This is a genomic window from Paralcaligenes ureilyticus, from assembly GCF_004346225.1.
GTDB classification, from domain to species: Bacteria; Pseudomonadota; Gammaproteobacteria; order Burkholderiales; family Burkholderiaceae_B; genus Paralcaligenes; species Paralcaligenes ureilyticus.
Genome location: NZ_SMAJ01000002.1, coordinates 188,733 through 208,597 on the forward strand (window position 1 = coordinate 188,733; position 19,865 = coordinate 208,597).

Genomic DNA, 19,865 nt, shown 5'->3' on the forward strand with positions numbered 1-19,865 from the left:
TTCTAGCGAGAGGAATAGCATGAAACAACTAATGGCCTGTCTAACATTCGACTTCGACGCAATGTCGGGGCTGGTGGCGCGAGGCATGATGACGCCCACTCCGATATCTCGCGGAGAGTTCGGAGCTGTGGCCGTTCCCCGCATACTTCAGTTGCTCAAGCGTTACGACATCAAATCGTCGTTTTTTGTGCCGGGCGTTGTGATTGGAACGTATCCACAGTTGTGCGAGCGCATCGTGGCCGAGGGGCACGAACTGGGCAATCACGGCTGGACGCATGTGCCGCCGGCCAGTCTTTCACCCGAGCTGGAAGAAGAGGGCCTGGTTCGGGGCAACGAGGCGATTTTCAAGCTGACGGGCAGAAATCCGGCGGGCTATCGTTCGCCGTCGTGGGATCTGAGCAACCATACGGTGGATTTCCTTTTGCGTCATGACTTCCTGTACGAGAGCAGCATGATGGCGCATGACCATGAACCCTACCGGGTTCGTCAGGGCGACGTAGTGCACGCTGACGAACCCATGGAGTTCGGCAAAGAGACCTCGTTGGTGGAGATGCCCATCAGTTGGTCACTAGACGATTTCCCGCATTTCGAATTCCTGCGCACTTCCACTAGTCTGATGCCTGGCCTGATGAATGCCAGCGGTGTGCTGGAAAACTGGCTGAACGATTTCGAGTATATGCGGCGCAACTGTGATTGGGGTGTGCTGACCTACACCTGCCATCCCTATGTCATAGGGCGTGGTCACCGAATGCTTATGCTCGAACGTCTGATCGAGGGCCTGGTGGAGAAGGGGGCCCATTTTGTGACCCTGGAGGCGGCGGCACGCGCCTATCTCGAACGCGCTTGAGGCAACTGAAAATTGAGGTGTGCAAATGTTTTTGCTTTCAATTGAATGGAGAGGAAATGACTCGCTTGGATCCTGTTGACGAGAAGAAAAGCCCCGAATTTGCGGCCGTTCTAGCCGAGCTTACGCAAAGCCGCGGCAAGGCATCCAATGCCTTGCGTTCCATGGGGCATGCTCCAGAAGGTTTGCGTCGGTTGGCCGCGGTTGGGGATTACGCCCGCTACCATTCCTCACTTTCCGCACGAATCAGGGAGATCGTCATCGTCGTTACGGGACGCGAATCGTCATACGCCATGGGGCATCACGGGCCGCTCGCCATGCAGGCCGGAGTGACGCAGGATGAAGTCAGTGCCTTGTGTCAGGGTACGGTTCCCGTTTCATTCCAAGGTGTGGATGCGGCGGTGGCCCGTTACGTGCTGGAGTTCACTTCTAAAAACTCCGTCAGCGATGCCAGCTTTGAGGCGTTGAAAGCGCTGATGACACCTCGTGAAATTACAGACATTTCGATAACTTCCGCGTATTACGCCGCCTTTGCAATGATTGCCACGGCCATGGGAGTCCCGGGCGACTCCGAGGACTACGTCAAGGCAGAGCTGGATTGGCAGCGCAGGAAAGATCAGAGTTAGCAGAGCCTTTTAATACACCATTAAAGAGAAGCCATCATGAGAATCGTTCAATCTGCCTTTCATATTTGCCTTGGCCTTTCCGCATTATTTGCGAGCAACATCGTATCCGCAGCAGATGCTTACCCTTCGAAAGCCATCAAGATCATCGTGAGTTATCCTGCAGGTGGGGCAAACGACATTGTCGCGCGCAGCGTCGGTGCGGGCCTGTCTAAAGAACTGGGCCAATCTGTGATTATCGACAACATTACCGGGGCAGGCGGGTCCATAGGCGCGGGGTCGGCAGCCCGGGCGCGTCCCGACGGCTACACCTTGTTCATGGGGGCCGGAGCCCATGCGTTGGCCCCCAGCGTGCGCAAGAACCTTCCTTACGACATGGTCAAAAGTTTCGAACCCATCAGCTTGGCAGCAATAGGCACCTACGTGCTGGTCGTGAATCCCTCGGTCAAAGCCACGTCTGTTGCCGAGCTGGTCGCATTGGCCAGAGCCAATCCGGGCAAACTGGATTTCGCTTCCTCAGGAGTGGGCGCGCCTTTGTACCTGGCAGGCGTTATGTTTCAGGAAAAAACACATACCAAATTGACCCACATTCCCTATCGAGGCGATGCAGATGCCAACACCGCGGTGGTCGCCGGCCAAGTCGATATGATCTTTGGATCACTCGGCCCGTTATTTCCGCTTATACAGTCAGGAAAGGTTCGCGCCCTTGCCGTGACCAGCAATAAACGCAGCAAGGTGGTCCCAAATCTGCCCACATTGGATGAGGCCGGCCTAAAGGGCTACAACATCGGAACCTGGTGGGGACTACTGGCGCCGGCCGGTACGCCAAAACCTATCGTTGATCGCCTGGCTGCAGCGGTGGCCAAAGTAATTGCGGATCCGGCGCTAAAAGACCGTTTCGAAAAAATGGGGATTGAAGCCGCCAGCGATACCCCGAGCCAATTCCAGGCATTCATCGCAGACGAGCTGGCTCGTTATGCGAGCTTGACGAAGGCGGCTGGTATTGAGCCCCAGTAATCTTCCCCGGCGTATCGCTGTTGTCGGCGCCGGGGCCGTAGGCGGTTGGGTCGGAGGCCAATTGGCACGGGCAGGTTTTGATATGACCTTGATCGATGCGTGGCCCGAGCACGTCTTGGCAATGCAGGAGCGGGGGATTATTCTGACAGAGCCGGGGAGGGAGGCCCGAATTCCCTTACGCGCCTTGCATATCGGCCAGGTCCAGTCTTTGTACAAAGACCCGATTGACCTGGCATTCGTTTGTGTCAAGCTTTACGACACCGACTGGGCAACCGCCTTGATTGCACCGTACCTGTCACCTTCGGGCTATATCGTCACTTTGCAAAATGGTTTGGCCGAGGAACGCATTGCTGCCGTAGCGGGATGGGAACGCACTGTGGGTTGTGTAGGTGGGGGCATGTACGTGAAGCTGGACGGACCCGGATGTGTCACCAGGGCGCGGCACCCGGGAAGGAGCATCTCGAAAATTTTTTATGTCGGAGAGGTACATGGCTGTGTGACACCGCGTGTTAGGCAGCTAGCCGAGATGCTGGACCACGTGGATGCGACAGGATGCACCACTAATCTTTGGGGCTTGCGCTGGTCCAAGCTAGTGGCCAACACGATGACGTCCGCGCTGTGTGCGGCTGGCGGTTTGAGTCTTAAGAGGCTCTTTTCAGAGCCTGGAAGCCAGCAACTGATGTTGCGGCTGGCTGGCGAGGCGATTGGAGTGGGAACGGCTTTGGGCTATGCGGTCGAGCCGATATTTGGCGTAGAGGCGGGCCGTTGGATGGCTGCCGCTGCGGGAGATAGTCACTGTCTTGTCGATGTAGGAGCGGCCTTTCATGCCCAGTGCGAGGTATTGACCGAGGCGTCTCTGTCAGGCACAGCTCAGGATATTGCAAAGGGCCGTCGCACCGAAATCGACTATATGAATGGATATGTTGTTGCCCGTGCAACCGAGGCCGGGCTGAGTGCACCTCTGCATGCAGCGCTGACGGCGCTTATAAAGAAGATGGAGCTTGGGCAACTCAGTCCGGGCAGGGAATCCGTGAGCGCGCTTGCGACGGTGTAGAGAGCCAGGAGCAAGTCAGTGACCCGACGACTTTGTTGGCGAGCGATCGATGGCTTCCAGATTAAGCATTGCGCGCGAGCAGACCTATGCGATGGAAAATGGAACCATTGCCGAGGATATAAAGATCGAGCAAGCCAAGTTGGCCCGAACAGACTTGTTGATCCTTCAGTTTCTCATTTGGTGGTTTAGTCCTCCGGCCATTCTCAAAGGCTGGTTCGGCCGAGGCTTCGCCTATCACACGGGGCGGAAATACGATACAGGAATGTTCAAGGGCAAATTCGCCATGGTTGCAGCCACCACCGGAACGTCGGAGGACACCTATGCACCGGATGAAATAGATGGCAGCATACTGGCTGTTCTTTGGCCGGCTCACAATGGCCTGTTTCGCTACTCCGGGTTTGACGTATTGTCGCCATTCGTTGCTTATATGCCCGGCCGACAAGACGAGACGGGTAGAGCGCTGCAGCTCAATTCATACCGTCAAAGGCTTGAAACTCTCGAATCTACGCCGAAATTGTTTTTTCATCCGGCTGAGGATTACTGCCCTAATGAAAGATTAAAGCCATATGTAATCGCCAGGCGTCCGCGGATGTCAGATCATGAAGGGCGAAAGATGGGCAACGGATATTTTCGTACGGACTCAGGATCGTCCGCGAGTTCGACGTTCATGCCTGTATGTATATGTTCCGTTAGCACACGGGCCAGCATACTGGTTCCTTCTTCCAGCTTAATTTCTGCCAGTATCACAGGAACTTCATCGGTGAAGGATGGATGGTTGGGGCGATGAATCAAACTATAAGAAACGACAGTGCCGCGCCCACTGGCTTTGATCCAGGCCAGTGAGTCGCTCCAGCAATGGGGGCACATGGACCGAGGATAAAATATCACTTCTTTGCAGCTATTGCACTGTTGCAGCAACAGGCTGCCATGACGCCACCCTTCTAAGTATTCAGTGTTATCTGTATCTTCAACGGGTTGAGGATAAGATTTATGCTCGGTAACGCTCATTGTGTTTTCTCCAGAATGATGGAACTGCTGGATAAGCCGTGGCCGAAGCCAACCATGCCATAACCGGAAACTAGCCCGCACCGCGCCTTCGACACCTGGAAATCGCCCGCCTCATGACGCAATTGGCGTACAGCCTCTACCAACCCTATCATGCCCCCGGCTGCTCCGGCCTGGCCGCAAGACAGCTGCCCTCCGTTGGTGTTAAGCGGGAAGCTTCCATCAAACGAGAATTCATGTTCGGCTAAAAATGGACCGACCTCCCCTTTGGAGCAAAATCCCAGGTCTTCCAACTGAATGGCCACCATAATCGGATAGTCATCGTAGGCCTGAACAAAGTCCATCTGTGAATGATCCCGTCCAGCATCGTGAAAAAGCTTTTTCTGAAAGCACTCCCAACCACCACTCAACGGCGCGATTTCATCGACTGGATGATTATGCTGTTCATAGCCAGATAGAATGGCGACACGCCTGTGTGGCTCCACCCGGTCTAGCGCCGTCACAATGACAGCCTCGGCACCGGAGCAGGGCAAAACGCAGTCATAGAGGCGGATGGGGTCTGCTATAACGCGTGCTGTCATATAGTCGTCTAGGGTCAGTGGACCGCGTAGAAGCGCATTGACATTACGCTGTGCACTGCGTCGTTGGCCAACGGAGATACGGCCTAACTGTTCACGAGTTGTACCGTAAGTTTCCATATGTTTGCGCTGCACTATGCCAAAGAGTCCATTGGCTCCGCCAAAACCGTTCGGCGTTGCGTAGTTCCGCAGCGCAACGTGAAATTGATCCATCAGCTTGTAATGGCCTTCAATATCATAATTGTCGCCCGCTAGGCATAAAACAGTAGTTGCGTGTCCTGCTTCGATGGCCCGCACGGCATTTAGAACGGCGGCAATCGGTCCGGCCCCTCCGGCGGTGCCGTAATAGGCCCAGCTGACAGGAAGACCAAATTGTTCCGCCAGTGTTACCGCATTGTCGGGTGGGAGGACAAAGGAACAGACGGATATTCCATCGATATCTGATTTTTTCAGCCCTGAGCTTTTCAAGGCTGCTCGGGCAGAATCGGCCAATAACGAAATCAGTGTCCGATCCGTTTTTTTTCGGTAAACAGATTGGCCAAACCCGACAATTCCGATTTCACGCGAAGGCGCCGTAGGCATTGCTTGATCCTGCTTCATTATATGACTCCAATTTTTCTGAGATGTGTCAGATGATCTGGCTCCAGTCCCGCCAACTGGCTGAAGATTTCTTCGTTGTCGGCGCCCATTTTTTTTCCCGTCCAGCGTATGTCTCCCGGTGTGGCGCTTAACTTGGGAACAGGGGCTGGCATGCGCAACAAGCCGAGATCCGGATCCGGCACCGAGGAAATCGCCTGACGCGCAGCGTAATGTGCATTGTTGAAAATGGCCTCTATGTCCATGATTGGTCCCGCAACAACGCCATGTGTCTCAAAGGCCTGCAAGACGTCATTCAGAGTGCGCATTGCTATCCAATCGGCCACCTCTTTGTCTATTGCATCCCGATTTTTTACGCGTAGGGTCATGGTGGCATAACGGGGATCGTGTACCAGGTCTGGGCGGTTCATTGCCGCCAACAAATTCTCGAAGATACGCTGCGATCCGCAACTGACTGCGACATGAGACGAGTCCACCGTGCGATAGACATTTCGCGGCACGTCCTCTTCCATCTGATTACCTAATAGCGGCTTTTTCTGATTGGTTTGGTCATAGCGCAGTGCGACGGATTCGACAATACGGAAGAGCGGCTCAAAAAGGCTGACATCGACCACCTGGCCTTCGCCTGTGCGCGTGCGGTGATGAAAAGCGGCCAGCGCGCCAAAGGCGCCAAAAATACCGGCCAGATAATCCCCCAAGGGAAACGCAGAAACCGCAGGGCCCATCTGCGGAAATCCGGAGAAGGAGGCTAGACCGCTAAATCCTTCGGCGATAGTCGCGTAGCCTCCCTGCTGGGAAAGTGGTCCGGTCTGGCCGTAGCCGCTGACCCGCACCCAGATAATGTGTGGAAATTGCGCCGACAATTCGGTTGGCCCAAGGCCCCACCGCTCTAACGTTCCCGGTTTGAAATTTTCGATGACAATATCGGTGCTTGCCAGGAGCTTCAACACAATTTCTCTCCCCTCCGCACGCGAAATGTCTAGTGTGACCAGATTCTTGTTGCGTGCCATGCTTTTCCACCACAGAGGTATATCCTCTTTATGTGGGGGCCATTCGCGTAACGCGTCCGGTTTGCCAGGCTTTTCCAATTTGATCACGGTAGCGCCGAAATCGGCGAGCATAGTCCCGACAAACGGCCCGGCCAGCATCGATCCCAGTTCCAGGACCTTAATGTCCTTCAACGGGCCAGTAGCCTGTGCTGGAGTGGTGTTGCCTTGCATATCTGAGCTCCTTTCCTGTGAAAATAATTGGACGATATCCACCGTAGCGCGGCGATTTCGCGTGTTGATGAACCACTACCGGTATTGTTGGACGCACTCGTTCGAGCAACGTGAGCTTGTCGGTGCTGCTAGCCAGAATTGACTCTATCGATACCTATCACCCAGTCGATCACCAGCACTATCACAATCGCGACATAAATTGTCGAAGCGGACACTGCTGCGATCATCGGATCAATGGAGTATTGGACATAGTTGAAGAGTTTGACTGGAAGAGGAAGCAGTGCGGCGGTCGAGTTGAAGATACTGAGTTCCACATTAACCCAGGAGATAATCAGCCCAAAGAGTGCCCCGGCAATGACGCCTGATTTCACCAACGGAAAGGTCACCAGAAAGAACGTTTGAAAGCGGCTTGCTCCCAGATCCATGGCGGCCTGCTCAAGGCTGATATTAAAACCACTCAATGATGCGAGTGTGGTGCGTACGATATAAGGGATTACCAATATAGTGTGACCGATATACAGCGCAGTCCACGTTCGAGCAATACCAATCTGCGAAGTAAACTGAAGCAAAGACGCTCCAATTACGATGGTAGGCAGTACTAGCGGAGATAAAAACAAGCCGGCAATGACGCTATTAATTTTCGCGTTGGTGCGCGCAAGCACTAGGGCGACGGGAACGCCCAATACCAGCGCAGTAACTGTGGCACTTAAAGACAGGCCCGCGCTCAGCAAAATGGAGTCTATATATGAGGAATCGAGCAAAAACTGTTGATACCACCGAAAAGTAAAGCCTTGCGGCGGGAACGCCAGATATGCGGTAGTGCTAAACGAAACGGCCACGATGACGAACAACGGCATGATCAGAAAAATCGCTGCCAATATGCAGAACCCGTGAAGAAACCAGCGGCCCGGCGCGATTGTTATGTTCATGTCGCTATTCCTTGTTCCGGTTTGCGAGCGCATGGCTTGCCAGCCAGTCGGTACAAGGTGATCAACAACAACGTTGTAATCAGCAACGTGACAGACAGTGTGGCGCCGAAGCGGAAATCAAAAATTGAAGCGTACTGCTGAAAGATCAGCATCGACATCACCGTCTTTTTGCCGCCACTAAGAATACTAGGCGTCACATAAGCGCTCACGGTAAGGGTAAAGACAATGAGTGTGCCAGCCACGACGCCCGGAAGACTCAAAGGAAATGTGACTTTAGTGAAGGTCGTCAGCCAGTTCGCGCCCAGGTCGCGCGCTGCGACTTCCAGAGTCGTGTCGATATTTTGCAGGACTGCGGTGATAGTCAAGACCATGAATGGGGTCATGATGTAGGTCATACCGATGATAATGCTCAACTCATTGCTTAACAGTTGCAACGGCTGGTCTATCAGACCGGTTGCCAGAAGGGTGTCGTTGACCAGGCCGCGCCTGCCGAGCAATATCATCCAACCGAAAGAACGTACGATATTGCTGGTGAACAAGGGAGTAATGACAATAATGTATAGCAATCGACGCAGCCAGCGGCTTGTGACTATCCTGGTCATGTAGTAGGCGAGGGGATAGCCGATCAGAAAAGAAGCGACAGTGACCCACAGCGCAATCTTGAATGTGAACCACAAGGTTTCCAAATAAAACCAACTAGAGAACAGTTTTACATACTGGCTCATGCCCCAGGCACCGCCAGAGGTATGTAAACTTTCCAAGACAACTACGCCGAACGGCACGGCAAAAAAAGCCAAGATAAATAGCACCGGCGCGGCCAGTAGCATCAATGCCAAGCGACGGTCAATATTCATGGCTTTCTACGCCTTTTTCAAGCTGACTTGAAAGTCCAAAAGTGGCGCATGTTGTTGGCACCCGTACATATCGCTTTCGCCTATGCTGCCTTGCGCTCGTGGCCGACGTAGTGTCAGCTTGATCGCCTGCCCGCGCGGCACGGCAAAGATAGACGTGACAACATCTGGCGAAACGCCAAACAGGCTGGCAACCTTTTCACGCGTAAAGTCGCCGCCTTCCCACACTTGCCGATACGCTTCATAGGTGCTGAAAAGGACATCGAAAGTCAGTAAAAAAGGCCCCGCATTTTTGCTGCGTATCACCGTAGCAATGGACGACAGTTTGGTAGTTTCCATTAGCTCAGACCTCTTCGAAGTGAGTTTTGAAGTTCTCCGTCGCTGACTTGACCTTCATCAGGTGGTAGACGGAAAACGCATAGACCGGCCCGGCATCAATTTCAGACGGCGAATAGGGGAAGGCGAGATTTCCGGCCGTATTGAATTGGCCCGGAAAACTGCAATGCAGCAGGGTGCCGCTCAAGAAGTGGACGGCTGCGTGCGCGGCCTCCTGATTCTGATCCACGGCTTCAATCAAAAGGCCAAGTTCTTTGCCTAATGAAGCTGGCTCTGGCTCCAGCTCTCGCATGACGCCATCACGCCCGTAAACGTGAAACTCGATTTTCAATGTGGGAGAATCGAAATAACTCAGCGCCTGTGCTTTGGCATCAGCCAGTAAACTGTCGATGCAGGCAATCATGCTCGGGCAGCGGATCCCTGCAATGCATATGGAGCGATACCCTACGACAGACGCACCTTCCAGTTTCACCCAGTAATCATCTGTGCCAATAAACTTTGAGCCGCCAACACGTACTTCTCTTTCGGAAACTTGATCGAAGGTGCAATGCAAAAGGTCTAGCTCATGGCCTGGGCCAGCTTGACGAAACGGGTTTTCACGCTCATACAAAGTATGTGCCGCTACAGAGATCAGTGACGCGCGCCTTTGTTCGCTGCCGGGCTCGAGGACGAAACCCGACTCGTCGATCGTACCAAGCATTACGTCGGCCCCGTGGGGTTCGGCTGAAAATGCACCGCACTCCAGGATCTTGCCCATATGGATGGCGAGACCGGGGTCGGCCCCTTTCCAGATCGGGTATGCGGCGATAACGCAGTCGTCGCAAGAGCGCCCGGCGATAATCACATCGGCACCATGCGCTAGAGCGTCGACAATGGGTTCATGTCCCATTTGAGCCACAATGGCGGAACTATCCAGGGCAGAGGCGGCACTCAATTCAAATCCTGCTTCAAAGTCACGCACTTCGCCACGCTCGATAGCACCGCTGACTGTCTGGCCGGGGATGTCTGAATAAATCCAGGCTAATCGGAAACTCAGGTGACACTCTTGCGCGACCTCCCGAACTAACTCGACCGTAATGTCCACATGCCGGCGTGCGCCCGCACCGCCAGCACTACCTACAATAAGCGGGATGTCTGCCCCGCGGGCTGCCTGGATCAGTAGCTTCAATTCACGCTTGATCCCAAAATTTGAAACCAAAGTCTCACCGGAACCCAGATAGTGAGGGCCAGGATCGGTAGAGCCTGCGTCGACGGCAATAACATCCGGGCCCCAGTCCATGCCCCGCTTGAGTGCCTCGATGCCGAACCCATAGCCCAATGTGCAGGTAGGTGTCAGGACTTTGATTTGTGGCATTATTATTCCTTTACTAATGAGAAAGTATTCGCGCGTCTTCATGTCGCCAACATATGTTGACCCGCTCGCCAAGTGTCAGCGGCCGAACTAATTGGGAGGTATTCTGCGTGATGACAATCTCATCGTCGATATCACAGCAAAGATAAATCCGACTAATGGGGCCCGCATAGATAATTTCACGCACCTGGCCCGACGTAGTGACATAACCAGGTCTGGCCTCCTCGCTATTCAGGCAAAGGCATTCTGGGCGCAGCATCATGGTGGCCTTGGACGGACCCGAACTGGGCAACGAATACGGCAGCGATATGTCGGACTTCGCAGAACGCAAGTTTCCCTGAGCATCGACAAGACAATCGATCAAGTTAGCTTCACCAACGAAACCTGCCACGAATCGGCTGACAGGATTGGCGTAGATTTCTTCGCCCGTCCCGACTTGCTCGATACGACCGTTAGACATGACAGCAATCCGATTCGCCATAACCAATGCTTCTTCTTGGTCATGGGTGACGATGATGAAAGTAATGCCCAACCGCTCCTGTAGGCGCTTGAGCTCGATTTGCATGCGCTTGCGTAGCTTCAAATCCAACGCCGCCATAGGCTCGTCGAGCAGCAGAACTTTTGGCTCGTTGATAATGGCACGTGCCAGTGCGACACGTTGTTGTTGCCCACCCGACAGTTCAGACGGATAACGCTCAGCCATGGCTTCCATACCCACCAGGCTTAGCGACTCCTGCACCCTATTAGCGATTTCCTTCTTGACGGCGCCGTGGCGCCGTGGTCCAAAGGCGACGTTCTCGTGCACCGTTAGATGTGGGAATAGGGCGTAATTCTGAAACACGGTATTGACTGGTCGACGATTGGGCGGATCGTTTAATACGGATCGGCCATCTATCGTCAAGGAACCGTGGGTAGGCTGCAGAAAACCACCGATCGCTCCCAATAGAGATGTCTTTCCACAACCGCTCGGGCCCAACAAGGCAAGGAATTCACCTTCGTATACCGTGAGCGAAACCCTGTCCAAGACGGTCAGTTCACCGTAGCGCTTGACGATGTTATCAAGTTTGATCAGTTCGCGATTGACGGCCATGGCTTGGGTCTCGTTGTTGAACGTTGTTTATCTGGCCAGCGTCTTGTTCCATTGATCGTTAATGGCGCTGCGTTTGGCATTGACGTTCTGCCAGTCAGTGATCACCAAGTTCTTTATCGATCCGGACGCACCCCATGGCATGCGTTTTTGTGCTTCTACGCTCAGGCTAACTCCGGACGTCGCCGGTCCGATATACAAACGATTGCTCATGCAGGCCGCCTGTTTCGGCGCAATCGCAAAGTTTATGAAATCCTGGGCTGCCTTTAGATGCTTAGTGCCTTTGACGAGGTGTAATCGTATGTCTCCACCAAGTGCACCTTCTTTAGGCACCACATAGGCTATGGGTAAGCCCTTGTCCGTCATGGCCCACGCGGACGAGGCATAGTGCGCGCCAATAATGACTTCGCTTGCCTGAAAGCTGTTGGTAGCATTTCCAGCAGACGGGAAATAGCTAAAAACATTGAGCTTCTTCAGTTTGTCAAAACCTGGTTTAAAGTCGGCCGAAGTACCACCCTGCATTTTATTGACCGCATACAGGAGTGGAATTCCCATGGAATTGTCCGGGCTGGGGATGGTAACCAAGCCTGCATATTTTGGATTCCATAGATCTTCCCACGACGTTGGAGCTACCTGGACTGTCTTTGTGTTGTAAACCAAGCCTAGGGCATAGAAGCCAGTACTCACAGCATAGATGCTGCCATTGGGAAGCTTATATAGCCCTTCTGGAATTACTTTGCTCAGATTTGGGATCTGTGCCGGCTCCAGTGAATCGAGAACGCCGGCGGCGGCGGCCAACTCTGATACGCCACCATCTATCCAGGCTACGTCGATTGAGGGGCTACCAGCCTGTTGTTTGAGCTTTGCCAGCGTTACTCCGGCGACGCCGGGATCCGGAACGACTCCATTACCAGTCGCTTTGGTATAGGGCTGTGTAATGCAATCGCGTATAGCGTCCCCCCATTCACCACCATAAGTCGCTACGGTAATCGTAGCTGCATGGCTTAAAGTTGTTCCGCCTACAGTTAACGCGACAATGGATGCGCTAAAGGCAATGCGCTGCTTTATTTTCATGATGTCTCGCTCCTTTGAACTTCGTTTGTATGGGTAGGTTTTTTCGTCCCTACTTTTGTTGATTGAATTAAATCAGAACGCTCCCTATACTTCAATTGAGAATACTTTGGTCTTTCATTCTGTGAGGTTATGATGTGGCAAATTCGGCAGATTGAAGCATTTCAGGCTGTCATGCTAAACGGCAGCATCACGCGTGCCGCAACTACGCTGCATGTTTCCCAGCCAGCAATCAGCAAGCTGATCGCGGAATTGGAGCGTAAGTGCGGGTTCAAGCTATTTCAGCGCCAAGGAAATCGCTTGACGGTAACAGCAGAAGGGCAGTTGCTTTATAACGAAGTACAACGAATGATGGTCAGTTCCGAGAATATTCAGCTGAAAGTACGGGAAATACGTGAGCAGCGTTTTGGCACTTTAAATATAGCGGCGTTTCCTGCACTATCCACACGCCTATTGCCTGGAATCATCACTCGGTTCGTAAGCGAACGCCCGAATGTGCGTCCTTTGTTGACCAGCAGCAGTTCGCGGTTCTTGAACGAGTGGGTGGCTGCTCAGCGCAGTGACTTAGGCATTGGCTTGCTTGCCAAAGGTCGGCCCGATATACGGTTGGTGAAAATGATGCAGGTCGAAGGTGTTTGCGCTCTTCCGCCAGGCCATTTCCTGCAGGCGAAAGAAATAATTACGCCCAGCGACTTTGATGAGCAGCCATTTATTGCCTTGACCACAGAGGACCGCACACAGTTTTTAGTGGAAGAGTTTTTTCGCGGACGGGAACGCAACCGCACGATCGTGGCAGAGGCGCAAATGTCTGAGGCGGCTTGTCAGTTCGTCGTTGAGAGGGCAGGCATATCTATTGTCGATCCGTTTAGTGCCATGGGATTTTCTCCTGATGAGCTTATCACCAAGAAAATTGACCCTCCAGTGTTATTCGATATGTGGCTCATTTTCCCGACATTTCAACCAATATCACTGATGACTCGTTCGTTCACTGCGTTCTTTAACACTGAAATACAGCGAGAACTGACAAAGCGCCAAATGATCTTTATCCCTTATGACTACGACATTCCCGATTAGTCAAAGAACCGATCATAAGGATGAACAATACACCGTTTGGTGCATCTGCTGGCAGGAACGGACACGATGCGACAATTTTAGCGGGTTAATCTCGTGCAGCTCGCCGAACTAAATTGACGAATTTTACGATATAAAATAGATTATTTTCATTAAGTTATGGGTGAATATTAATGTTAATTATTAATTTATTTGCCAAATTTAATCCCATTTCCCATAGACAAATTCGGCCACTAGGGCGCCCCGCGAACGGTCAATGCGAACACGATCTGCCGTGCTCTTGAACCGGCGGGCATGGCACGGAACCGTAAGAGCAATACACACAGCAATCGCCGGGTTTTGGCCGTAGCACGGTGTGGCATTGCTCGCACTCGTATAGCCACTGGCAGGCGTCGGTCGGCATGGTTTCTGTTTTGGCATGCCCGCATTCAGGACAGGTCAGCGTTGACTGCGTAGAAATTTTTAATGGCATGGCGTAAGCTCATCTCGGTGCCTAAGTATAAAGTCCAGCAGTGGAGACAACATTAAATCGCCCCTCTATCTCGATTTAAAATACGCATAATGTGTATTATGTAAAGTTAATAAAACACCCGCACCTATGGCTATATCTGCGCCAGGCTTCGTCGCAGTGGGTGCCATCCCCGCCCTGTTCTTCCCGCCGCCGCCGGGGTGCGTCATTGATGCCATCGCCTGCCATGGCGACGAACTTAGTCGATGACGATAAAGGCTGCTGTTGTTTATGCTTGGAGCTACCGGCTGTACCGGGAAATATGCATTGTCAAACGCGGATCGCCGTGCAAAGCCGCTATACTGCAATCGATGGCTCCGCGATTTTCCCACGATTCACTACCTCGCCTGTTAGCATGCCCGTTGCGTCAACTGCACCCATTCAATTCGAGTATCGTTCAATGAGGGTATTGATTATTGAAGATGACTCGGACATCGCAACCAACCTCTACGACTACCTGGAAAGCGCAGGCTATGAGGTCGACGCGGCATCCAACGGCGTAATGGGCCTGCACCTGGCCACTACCCAACGCTGGGACGCGATCCTGCTGGATCTGTCGTTGCCGGGCATGGACGGTTTGACAATCTGCCGCAAGCTCCGAAGCGAGGCGCGCCAAGATACGCCCATCCTGATGCTGACCGCGAAAGACACTTTGGACGACAAGCTTGAAGGTTTTCTGCAAGGAGCCGACGATTACCTGGTCAAACCGTTTTCGCTCAAAGAGGTGGGAGCACGGCTCGGCGCACTCATCAAACGCTATAAAGGCAAGGTCGCACAAGCCGCTCTGTGCTGTGCCGATGTGCGCTTCGATCTGGCCGCGCTAAGTGTTGAGCGAGCCGGCCGCCCCATCAAACTGCCACCGAAATGCTTGCACCTCTTACGCGTTTTGATGCAGGCCCCCAATCGGGTGTTTGGCCGCGCGGAGCTTGAAACCGAGATATGGGGCGAGCATCTGCGCGACAGCGACACCCTGCGCTCGCATATTTATACGTTGCGCCACGCCCTGACCATCAACGGTGAAGATAATCTTATCGAAACCGTACACGGCCTGGGCTATCGATTTGTGACGAGCAGTGCGTCCTAACCACAGCCTGCGCTTCAAGGTAGCGCTCGTCTTTTCCGCATTGACGATACTATTGCTTGTCTCTCAAGCACTGGGTGTGAAGACGCTCGCCGAAGTGCAGGAAGAGAAGTTCATCACGGCGCTGATTGCCGATGATATGGCAACTCTGATCCAAAGCTACCGGATGGATCCGACGCTCGTACCCCCGCTCGATCAGCGGCTCGGCGGGCACGTATCGCAAGAAAGCCGAACGCACATTACTCTGCCCGATTCAGTTAAAGAGCTGCAAAACGGGATACACGAAATAAGAGTGGGCGGCCAGGAAATTCACGTCGCCATCGCCTCCTTCGACCAGGCGCGAGTGTATCGGATCTACGACTTCAGCGCTTACGAGAAGCATTTCAAAAAAACGATCAATGCGCTGATGGCTGGAACAGGCTTATTCGCACTGCTGACTATCTGGCTGGCGTTTGGGTTGTCCGGCATCCTGGTGCGCCAAGTCGCCGGACTCGCACGCCAGGTGAAGGCGGCCAGGCTGGGCGCGTCGACCCCACTGAATCCTGGAAAATACGATGAAGCCGAGGTGGCCGACCTGGTCGAGGCATTCAACGACTACCACCATCGAATGGGCCAAATGATCCAACGAGAGAAAGAATTCACAAGCAACGTCAGCCACGAATTTCGCACGCCGCTTACCGCGATCAAGACCAGTTGCGAGCTCCTCGCCCAGAATACGGCCATGGACACAAAGTCCGCGGCGCGCCTGCGGCAGATTGATCACGCGGCCGACAATATGATCGAGCTGATCAATGTCTTGCTTTTGCTTGCGCGGGAAGAGTCGTCGGCCAATGTCGAACCGACAAACCTCATGGGCGCGATCAAGGATGCGCTGGACCCTTTTGCCGACCGTCTGACCACCAGGGGTATCACGCTCTCAATCGACATCGATAGCGGCCTGCGCGTCGAGGTCAACCGCTCGGCGCTGGCTATCGTATTGTCCAATCTCATCGACAATGCGGTCAGGCACACCGAGCGCGGCCGCATCAGCTTCAGCTACGCAGACGGCTGGTTGCGGATCGCCGACACGGGCCGCGGCATACCACAGCACGACCTGGCGCATGTATTCGAGCGCTTCTACCAGGCAAGGCCTGCACAGGAAGCCGGCCGTACGTTCGGCATCGGCCTGGCGATTGTGAAGAAGATCAGCGACCGGTACAAATGGTCCATCAAGCTAGATAGCACGCCCGGCACAGGCACTTGCGTAGCCCTGCTCCTGCCTGCAGCGTCCAGTTAATCGTCATCATCATCCTCATGCCAATGCCCCTGGGGGGTAACCACAACATAAGGATTGTAGGAATACCCGTCACTGTAACCAGTATCGCCATACGGCACAGCGACGCATCCTGACAGGAGAGCTAAAACGGTTACAAGCAATGCGAGGAGCGCTGGTTTCATATTATGTGCTTGGCGGGATGATGGGCGATAATCCGCCTCCAGCAGGCTATTTTGCAAGACCAAGAGCCTTGTGCTTGCCGGAGTTTGCGGTGGCGCGCGAAGCTCGAGCATGCTGATGGCTACGGTCTCCGGCGCGTTGCAAACCCTTATCTCTGTCAAGTGAATGGACACTGTTGGTATTGGCTATCCCGTGGCTGCTCATGTGCGAACCGGACACACCCCCGGCTTCGCTACCTATGCCGCCATGACCACCGCCGTGACCGCCCCCAACACCGGCACCGCCGCCAACACCGCCGCCACCTCCACCACCCCCTCCACGCGCCTGCGCGCCAAGCGCAAAACACGACATGACAGCAACAGAAGCGACAATCAAACAGAATTTCGTTTTCAACATGGCAACTCCTTTCCGAGAGTATCAAACCGACATCGGGTGAGTGGGTATCGTTGATATTGGCGAAAGTCTACTGGTTAACCTGAGAAAACTGTGAAACTGCCGCGTGAGATTTGCAACTATTTATAATTTGCCACCCGGATTCAAACGCTATCCCGATAAAAACAAAAGATGGATATTCGTGCAGCAAGAAGCCGCGCAAAAGGCTCGATCGCCCAGACTTCACAAAAAATTGACATCCTCTTGACATAAGCTTCACGGACACCCGATTAGTATCCATGTCTGCCATCGCGTCAGTTTGGCGCGACGCCCAAAACACGCCCGAACAAGGCGCCCAGACACGAATGAATGCCTATCTGTTCCGATCGTTGATGCTCACCTGTGCCGTCCTGACGGGATGCGCCAGTTATCAGCCAAAGCCCATCACACCAACGCAGCTTGCCAAACACTTTGAACAACGCACGCTTGCCAACAACGCTTTGCGAGCCTATCTTGCGCGACGGCTCGGACACCCCATCAAGCCCTGGCCACTGCCGCGCTGGAACCGCGAAATGCTCACGCTCGCCGCCTACTATTACAGCCCGGCGCTGGATATTGCGCGGGCGCAGTGGGACACGTCCAGGGCGGGCATCGAGGTCGCGGGCGCCATCCCGAATCCTGTGCTGCAACTGCCCTTCCAATACTCCACGGTCAATCCAGGACCGGGCCGCCCCTACACTACCGGCCTGGGCCTCGACATCCCGATCGAGACCGCGCACAAACGCGGTTACCGCATCGATCAGGCATCGCACCTGTCCGAAGCGGCGCGCCTGAACATCAGGAACGAAGCGTGGAAGATATCCAGCGAGGTTCGCAATACCTTGCTTGATCTGTTTGCGGCACGCAAACAGATTGCATTTTTGACGCAGAAGATCGCAGCGCAGCAACAAATCGCCGACATGGCGAAAAAGCGAGAAGCAGTCGGAGATACGGCCGGGCCGGACGTCAACCTGGCCGTGCTGGCCCTGACACGGGCGCAGGCCGATCTCACCACCGCAAGAGGCGCATCGCAAGATGCGCGCGCCCGACTTGCAAGCGTCATGGGCCTTCCAATCGGCGCGCTCGAATCGGTTCAGCTCAATCTCGATGAGTTCGAATGCACCGGCGCGGCCCCGCCGCCCGCCGAGGCGCGCCGCGCGGCGATCTTCAATCGTGCCGATCTGCTGGGTTCGCTGGCCAAGTACGAAGCGGCCGAAGGCGCACTGCAACTGGAAATCGCCAAGCAATACCCGGATATCCATATCGGCCTGGGCTACACCTACGACACGGGAACCAACAAGATCGGGTTTGGGCTGGCCGGGATCACACTGCCGATTTTCGACCGGAACGAAGGCGGAATCGCCCAAGCGGAAGCGAAAAGATCTGAGGCAGCCGCCAATACGGCCGCATTGCAGGACAAGATCATCAATGATCTCGATCACGCGCTCGATCATTACCGGACAAGCCTCGATGTATTGCGTTTGTCCGCTTTGCGCCTGTCCACCGCGCACAAGCAATTAAGGAGCCAGGCCGCGAGCTTTGCCGCCGGCGCGATCGATCGCCCGGCGCTCGCCCAGGCGAAAGCAGATTACCAAACCAGCGCCATCGCCCACCTGAACGATGTCGTGGCGGCGCAGCGGGCGGCGGGCGCACTCGAAGACGCGATGCAGCGACCTCTATCGCCGAGCGTGCCGAACTGGACTATGACGCAAAAAGAGATACTACGATGAAACGCAAAACGGCCCTCTCGCTTATCGCTTCGGCTGTACTGGCGGCCGCCGGCGGCGGGTACATCTATTACACAATGAGCGCCGCGCCAACCGCCTCCACCCCACCCACTGTTGCGCAGGCGCCGCGCGTGCAAACTGTGAACGGAGAAACCGTGGTGCTGGCCTCTGTCGACGAGCAGCGCGCAAGCCATATTAGCGTGGCTCCTCTCGCGGCGTCGACGGTCCGGCCAGAAACCACCGCCTACACGACCGTAGTCGACTTGCAGCCGCTCTTCGATTTGCACAACCGCGTGGCGGCGGCGCGCTCCAATCGCCAAAGCGCGCATGCACAAGCCGATGCGTCGCGCACCCAGTACCAGCGCGATTACGTGCTGTTCAAGGACGATCGGAACGTTTCGCAAAAGAACCTGCAGGACGCCAGGGCAGTCATGCTCACGGATCAGGCCAAGCTGCAGGCGGCCGAGGCCGCGCAAAACGTTCTTGATGCAACCCTGAGGCAGCAATTTGGCGCAGCGCTGGCCGGTGCTGCGATGGCGCCGGCATCCGATCTCCTTCAACAATTGATGAGCGGCCACACCGAGGTGTTGCGTGTCACGCTGCCGGCGAAAGACGGCGCATCGGCACCCGCACAGATCTCCATCGACGGCCTGGATGGCCGGCTCATTGCCGCCCGCAAGCTGTCGGCTTCGCCGCAAATCGACCCATTGATCCAGGGCAGTCCCTATTTCTATGCGGCCGACAGCACCCTGCCTGCCGGCACACGCACCACGGCGCACATACCGCTGGAAGGCAAGAGCGCACAAGGCCTACTGATTCCCGAGAGCGCTGTCATATGGTACGGCGGACAACAATGGGCCTATGTAAAAACGGCTGCCGATCGATTTACCCGACGCTACATGCCATCGGGGCTGGCTGTCGATGGCGGATTCGTCGTGACGAGCGGGTTTCATGCCGGCGACGAAGTAGTCATCCGCGGCGCCCAACTGCTGCTATCTGAAGAACTGCGCCCGCAGGGCATTACAACCCAGTGCAAAGATCCGCCGGAATGCGATGGTTGACCAGAGTA

20 protein-coding genes and 1 pseudogene are annotated in these 19,865 nt (G+C 54.6%); 10 read left to right on the forward strand and 11 right to left on the reverse strand.

All coding sequences use genetic code 11. The annotated features are described in order from the left end of the window. Positions 1 to 19 precede the first annotated feature (19 nt). The 5 genes from EDC26_RS03205 to EDC26_RS20280 all read left to right on the forward strand — a co-directional run bounded on the left by EDC26_RS03205 (position 20) and on the right by EDC26_RS20280 (position 4,325). Positions 20 to 847, forward strand: coding sequence for a polysaccharide deacetylase family protein (locus EDC26_RS03205; RefSeq protein WP_132579815.1), 828 nt, complete (start codon positions 20 to 22; stop codon positions 845 to 847). 56 nt (positions 848 to 903) lie between these two features. Beyond that, entirely contained in the window at positions 904 to 1,470 is a 567-nt protein-coding gene (locus EDC26_RS03210; protein ID WP_132579816.1) for a carboxymuconolactone decarboxylase family protein, read from the forward strand. Positions 1,471 to 1,617: 147 nt separating this feature from the next. Continuing rightward, complete coding sequence (locus EDC26_RS03215; protein ID WP_165930894.1) at positions 1,618 to 2,484, forward strand: tripartite tricarboxylate transporter substrate binding protein; 867 nt, start codon at positions 1,618 to 1,620, stop codon at positions 2,482 to 2,484. Then, positions 2,471 to 3,538: a ketopantoate reductase family protein gene (locus EDC26_RS03220; protein ID WP_165930895.1), complete on the forward strand. Its 1,068-nt coding sequence runs from the start codon at positions 2,471 to 2,473 to the stop codon at positions 3,536 to 3,538. Before EDC26_RS03215 ends, EDC26_RS03220 begins: the two co-directional genes overlap by 14 nt. A gap of 91 nt (positions 3,539 to 3,629) precedes the next feature. Further along, positions 3,630 to 4,325: an NAD(P)H-dependent oxidoreductase gene (locus EDC26_RS20280; RefSeq protein WP_425012280.1), complete on the forward strand. Its 696-nt coding sequence runs from the start codon at positions 3,630 to 3,632 to the stop codon at positions 4,323 to 4,325. Here the strand turns inward: EDC26_RS20280 and EDC26_RS20540 are convergent. From EDC26_RS20540 to EDC26_RS03270, 9 genes and pseudogenes are all read right to left on the reverse strand, one after another. Next, positions 4,253 to 4,546: pseudogene (locus EDC26_RS20540) on the reverse strand (Zn-ribbon domain-containing OB-fold protein); the annotation flags it as partial. The gene EDC26_RS20280 and the pseudogene EDC26_RS20540 overlap by 73 nt on opposite strands. Beyond that, a complete protein-coding gene (locus tag EDC26_RS03235; RefSeq protein WP_132579820.1) occupies positions 4,543 to 5,721 on the reverse strand; it encodes a thiolase family protein in 1,179 nt (392 codons plus the stop codon). The pseudogene EDC26_RS20540 and the gene EDC26_RS03235, both read right to left, overlap by 4 nt. Next, complete coding sequence (locus EDC26_RS03240) at positions 5,721 to 6,938, reverse strand: CaiB/BaiF CoA transferase family protein (RefSeq protein ID WP_132579821.1); 1,218 nt, start codon at positions 6,936 to 6,938, stop codon at positions 5,721 to 5,723. The genes EDC26_RS03235 and EDC26_RS03240 overlap by 1 nt, the downstream gene beginning before the upstream one ends. A 128-nt stretch (positions 6,939 to 7,066) precedes the next feature. After that, positions 7,067 to 7,867, reverse strand: coding sequence for an ABC transporter permease (locus EDC26_RS03245; RefSeq protein ID WP_132579822.1), 801 nt, complete (start codon positions 7,865 to 7,867; stop codon positions 7,067 to 7,069). Continuing rightward, a complete protein-coding gene (locus tag EDC26_RS03250; protein ID WP_132579823.1) occupies positions 7,864 to 8,721 on the reverse strand; it encodes an ABC transporter permease in 858 nt (285 codons plus the stop codon). Before EDC26_RS03250 ends, EDC26_RS03245 begins: the two co-directional genes overlap by 4 nt. A gap of 6 nt (positions 8,722 to 8,727) precedes the next feature. Then, on the reverse strand, positions 8,728 to 9,057 hold the full coding sequence (locus EDC26_RS03255) for a DUF4387 domain-containing protein (protein WP_132579824.1): 330 nt from the start codon (positions 9,055 to 9,057) through the stop codon (positions 8,728 to 8,730). A 4-nt stretch (positions 9,058 to 9,061) separates the two neighbouring features. Next, positions 9,062 to 10,408 carry an acyclic terpene utilization AtuA family protein gene (locus EDC26_RS03260; RefSeq protein ID WP_243700765.1) on the reverse strand — a complete coding sequence of 449 codons (1,347 nt, stop codon included), beginning with the start codon at positions 10,406 to 10,408 and terminating at the stop codon, positions 9,062 to 9,064. A gap of 13 nt (positions 10,409 to 10,421) precedes the next feature. Further along, positions 10,422 to 11,495 (reverse strand): ABC transporter ATP-binding protein, encoded by a 1,074-nt coding sequence (locus tag EDC26_RS03265; RefSeq protein WP_132579825.1) that lies wholly within the window; start codon positions 11,493 to 11,495, stop codon positions 10,422 to 10,424. A 27-nt stretch (positions 11,496 to 11,522) separates the two neighbouring features. After that, the gene (locus EDC26_RS03270; RefSeq protein ID WP_132579826.1) at positions 11,523 to 12,566 is read right to left on the reverse strand and encodes an ABC transporter substrate-binding protein; all 1,044 of its coding nucleotides are present in this window, start codon (positions 12,564 to 12,566) and stop codon (positions 11,523 to 11,525) included. Positions 12,567 to 12,695: 129 nt separating this feature from the next. Between EDC26_RS03270 and EDC26_RS03275 the strand changes: the two genes are divergently transcribed. Further along, positions 12,696 to 13,637: a LysR substrate-binding domain-containing protein gene (locus tag EDC26_RS03275; protein WP_132579827.1), complete on the forward strand. Its 942-nt coding sequence runs from the start codon at positions 12,696 to 12,698 to the stop codon at positions 13,635 to 13,637. Between the two features lie 250 nt (positions 13,638 to 13,887). Here EDC26_RS03275 and EDC26_RS20285 read toward each other — a convergent pair whose 3' ends face one another. Further along, positions 13,888 to 14,106, reverse strand: a complete 219-nt coding sequence (locus EDC26_RS20285; protein WP_132579828.1) for a GDCCVxC domain-containing (seleno)protein — start codon at positions 14,104 to 14,106, stop codon at positions 13,888 to 13,890. Positions 14,107 to 14,542: 436 nt separating this feature from the next. Here EDC26_RS20285 and EDC26_RS03285 point away from each other — a divergent pair, with 436 nt between their 5' ends. Beyond that, the gene (locus EDC26_RS03285) at positions 14,543 to 15,226 is read left to right on the forward strand and encodes a response regulator transcription factor (protein WP_132579829.1); all 684 of its coding nucleotides are present in this window, start codon (positions 14,543 to 14,545) and stop codon (positions 15,224 to 15,226) included. Next, positions 15,216 to 16,499, forward strand: a complete 1,284-nt coding sequence (locus tag EDC26_RS03290) for a sensor histidine kinase (protein ID WP_132579830.1) — start codon at positions 15,216 to 15,218, stop codon at positions 16,497 to 16,499. The genes EDC26_RS03285 and EDC26_RS03290 overlap by 11 nt, the downstream gene beginning before the upstream one ends. Positions 16,500 to 16,706: 207 nt before the next feature. Here EDC26_RS03290 and EDC26_RS20060 read toward each other — a convergent pair whose 3' ends face one another. Further along, complete coding sequence (locus tag EDC26_RS20060) at positions 16,707 to 17,054, reverse strand: hypothetical protein (RefSeq protein WP_165930880.1); 348 nt, start codon at positions 17,052 to 17,054, stop codon at positions 16,707 to 16,709. Positions 17,055 to 17,407: 353 nt separating this feature from the next. Between EDC26_RS20060 and EDC26_RS03295 the strand changes: the two genes are divergently transcribed. Together EDC26_RS03295 and EDC26_RS03300 are read left to right on the forward strand one after the other, a co-directional pair. Further along, complete coding sequence (locus EDC26_RS03295; RefSeq protein ID WP_132580096.1) at positions 17,408 to 18,799, forward strand: TolC family protein; 1,392 nt, start codon at positions 17,408 to 17,410, stop codon at positions 18,797 to 18,799. Continuing rightward, entirely contained in the window at positions 18,796 to 19,857 is a 1,062-nt protein-coding gene (locus tag EDC26_RS03300) for an efflux RND transporter periplasmic adaptor subunit (RefSeq protein ID WP_165930896.1), read from the forward strand. The genes EDC26_RS03295 and EDC26_RS03300 overlap by 4 nt, the downstream gene beginning before the upstream one ends. The last annotated feature ends 8 nt before the right edge of the window (positions 19,858 to 19,865 follow it).

Bases quoted from the DNA above. Each gene is read 5' to 3' on its own strand.
- EDC26_RS03205 (WP_132579815.1), top strand. From the start codon at position 20: ATGAAACAACTAATGGCCTGTCTAACATTCGACTTCGACGCAATGTCG.
- EDC26_RS03210 (WP_132579816.1), top strand. From the start codon at position 904: ATGACTCGCTTGGATCCTGTTGACGAGAAGAAAAGCCCCGAATTTGCG.
- EDC26_RS20280 (WP_425012280.1), top strand. From the start codon at position 3,630: ATGGAAAATGGAACCATTGCCGAGGATATAAAGATCGAGCAAGCCAAG.
- EDC26_RS03235 (WP_132579820.1), bottom strand. From the start codon at position 5,721: ATGAAGCAGGATCAAGCAATGCCTACGGCGCCTTCGCGTGAAATCGGA.
- EDC26_RS03240 (WP_132579821.1), bottom strand. From the start codon at position 6,938: ATGCAAGGCAACACCACTCCAGCACAGGCTACTGGCCCGTTGAAGGAC.
- EDC26_RS03245 (WP_132579822.1), bottom strand. From the start codon at position 7,867: ATGAACATAACAATCGCGCCGGGCCGCTGGTTTCTTCACGGGTTCTGC.
- EDC26_RS03250 (WP_132579823.1), bottom strand. From the start codon at position 8,721: ATGAATATTGACCGTCGCTTGGCATTGATGCTACTGGCCGCGCCGGTG.
- EDC26_RS03255 (WP_132579824.1), bottom strand. From the start codon at position 9,057: ATGGAAACTACCAAACTGTCGTCCATTGCTACGGTGATACGCAGCAAA.
- EDC26_RS03260 (WP_243700765.1), bottom strand. From the start codon at position 10,408: ATGCCACAAATCAAAGTCCTGACACCTACCTGCACATTGGGCTATGGG.
- EDC26_RS03265 (WP_132579825.1), bottom strand. From the start codon at position 11,495: ATGGCCGTCAATCGCGAACTGATCAAACTTGATAACATCGTCAAGCGC.
- EDC26_RS03270 (WP_132579826.1), bottom strand. From the start codon at position 12,566: ATGAAAATAAAGCAGCGCATTGCCTTTAGCGCATCCATTGTCGCGTTA.
- EDC26_RS03275 (WP_132579827.1), top strand. From the start codon at position 12,696: ATGATGTGGCAAATTCGGCAGATTGAAGCATTTCAGGCTGTCATGCTA.
- EDC26_RS20285 (WP_132579828.1), bottom strand. From the start codon at position 14,106: ATGCCATTAAAAATTTCTACGCAGTCAACGCTGACCTGTCCTGAATGC.
- EDC26_RS03285 (WP_132579829.1), top strand. From the start codon at position 14,543: ATGAGGGTATTGATTATTGAAGATGACTCGGACATCGCAACCAACCTC.
- EDC26_RS20060 (WP_165930880.1), bottom strand. From the start codon at position 17,054: ATGTTGAAAACGAAATTCTGTTTGATTGTCGCTTCTGTTGCTGTCATG.
- EDC26_RS03300 (WP_165930896.1), top strand. From the start codon at position 18,796: ATGAAACGCAAAACGGCCCTCTCGCTTATCGCTTCGGCTGTACTGGCG.